This window comes from Nocardioides terrigena, from assembly GCF_003047265.1.
Classification (GTDB): Bacteria; Actinomycetota; Actinomycetes; order Propionibacteriales; family Nocardioidaceae; genus Nocardioides; species Nocardioides terrigena.
Genome location: NZ_PZYY01000057.1, coordinates 1 through 688, shown reverse-complemented (window position 1 = coordinate 688; position 688 = coordinate 1). Strand labels below are relative to the sequence as shown.

1 protein-coding gene is annotated in these 688 nt (G+C 41.6%); it reads right to left on the bottom strand.

The window, feature by feature from the left end; genetic code table 11:
* The coding region (locus DAE25_RS22810) for a type I glyceraldehyde-3-phosphate dehydrogenase (protein WP_107768563.1) at positions 1 to 688 on the bottom strand (688 nt) is incomplete at both ends.

Genomic DNA, 688 nt, shown 5'->3' with positions numbered 1-688 from the left:
TATAAACGTGAGCGACTAAATCTAATACTTTGTTTGAGTAACCGGTTTCGTTATCGTACCAAGATACTAATTTAACGAAAGTATCCGTTAATGCGATACCTGCTTTCGCATCAAATACAGAAGTTTCAACCGCACCGTTGAAGTCTGTAGAAACGACTGCATCTTCCGTATAACCTAACACACCTTTCATTTCTTCTTGTGAAGCGCGTTTAACTTCCGCACAGATTTCTTCGTATGTAGCAGGTTTTTCTAAGTTCACTGTTAAATCAACTACAGAAACGTTTGCTGTCGGAACACGGAAAGCCATACCGGTTAATTTACCGTTTAATGCAGGTAATACTTTACCTACCGCTTTCGCCGCACCTGTTGATGAAGGAATGATGTTTTGTGAAGCACCACGACCACCGCGCCAGTCTTTCGCTGATGGACCATCTACAGTTTTTTGTGTCGCAGTTGTTGCGTGAACTGTAGTCATTAAACCTTCTTTAATACCGAATTTATTGTGGATGACTTTAGCTAACGGTGCTAAGCAGTTAGTTGTACAAGAAGCGTTAGAAACGATATCTTGGCCTGCGTATGCATCGAAGTTTACACCATTAACGAACATAGGTGTTGCATCTTTAGACGGACCGGTTAAAACAACTTTTTTCGCACCTGCAGTAATGTGTTTACGTGCTGTTGCGTCGTC